Genomic DNA, 1,598 nt, shown 5'->3' on the forward strand with positions numbered 1-1,598 from the left:
GTCCGTAGATCCGTACGCGGGCCGGGGGGGGGGGGGGGGGGGGGGGGGGGGGGGGGGGGGGGGGGGGTGCTGAGGTCGTCGTCATGCGGACCATCGTCGCCGGGGGCGGGCGGGGCGCGGCAGTGTCGCGTGTGCCGAGTACCGCATGACAGATGTCATGCGGTACTCGGCCCGCGTACGGATCTACGGACCGCGTACGGATCTACGGCCTGCGTACGGCGGTCAGCTCGCGTTCGTCTCGATCACGCCCACCCGCTCGGCGGGCGTCTTGCCGACGAGGGCCTTGCCCATCGCCTGGGCGACGTCGGTCGGCTGGACCGGCGTCTTGTCGCCGTTGCCGCGCTGGATCAGGACCCCGTCGAAGACGTTGCCGTAGAGCTTCTCCAGCTCGGGCAGGTTGTAGTGCACCTGGAGGGTGCCGTCCTTGAGGGCCTTGGTCTCAAGGATCTTGGGCAGCGACTTCGCCGGGCCGAAGGGGATCGACTTGGTGCCCGCCTTGATGGTGACGTTGGCGGACATCGCGGGCTTGGCGAACCGCGTCATGAACTTGTCGACCTCGGCCTTGGAGACCGTCGGCCTGCGGGTGGTCACCGGTACCCGGACCGTGCCCGCGCTGCCCGTCTCGACCTGCTTCTTGTAGGCGTCCGCGACGGCCTTGGTGGAGGCCTGGGCGTCGATGCCGTTGCCCTCCTTGCCGTAGACGGGCACGGCCTTGCCGGGCAGGAACTTGACCGAGCCCTCCTGCGCCGATCCCGAGCCGCCCGCGGCGCGTTCGAGGGCCGCCGCCAGCTTCTCCTCGTCGACGGGCATGACGGGCTCGACGACACGCTGGCCGCCGAACAGCGAGCCGACCACGGAGACGGGGTTGTAGTCGCTGCTCGCGGCCTCGCGGACGGTGGCCTGGCTGTCCAGGGTCAGACCCGCCTGGTCCGGCTTGAGCGTGACTCCCTCGCCGTCCACGGACAGCTTCAGGGGCTTGGCCACGCGCTCGCCGATGGCCTCGTCGAGCTTCTTGACGGCCTCGTCACGGGTGCCGCCGCCGATGTCGACGCCGAGCACCGTGGTGCCCTTCGGCACGTCGGCGTGGTTCATCAACAGGCCCGCGCCGTACGCGCCGCAGGCCACGACGACCACGGCGGCCACCAGAAGGACCAGCTTGTTGCGGCCCTTCTTCTTGGCCGTGGACGCCGGAGCGGTCGGCACGTCGGAGCGCACCGGCTCGGGCAGCTTCGGCGGGGTGTGCGCCATCGCGCCGTCGGCACCGGGGCCCGGCGGGAAGGGCGAGTCGCCCTGCGCGGGCGGCACCACGGGGATGCCGCTGGTCAGCGTCTCACCGGAGACGTTGCCGCCCGGCGGCGGCGCGCCGGGTCCCGGCTTCTGCGGGGTGAGGATCGCGGTGTCGTCGCTCAGCGCACCCGGGCGCGGCGGACCGCCCGCGGGGTTGCCGGAGCCCGGGGGCGGCGCCAGCGGCCCGTCACCCGTGACGGGTCCGCCGGTCGGCCCCGCGGGCCCCTGGGGGCCGTTCTGACCGGGTCCTGAGAAGTACGGCAGGTCACCGCGCGAGGAGTCGCCGCCCTGCGGGCCCCCTCGGCTCGGGC

General features: G+C 73.2%; 1 pseudogene. It reads right to left on the bottom strand.

Annotation, left to right across the window (positions count from 1 at the left end):
* Nucleotides 1–222: 222 nt before the first annotated feature.
* Nucleotides 223–1,598 (bottom strand): annotated as a pseudogene (locus tag AB8Z36_RS39330) (hypothetical protein); the annotation flags it as partial.

Origin of the sequence: Streptomyces flavofungini (assembly GCF_041028215.1) — a bacterium.
Taxonomy (GTDB): domain Bacteria; phylum Actinomycetota; class Actinomycetes; order Streptomycetales; family Streptomycetaceae; genus Streptomyces; species Streptomyces flavofungini_B.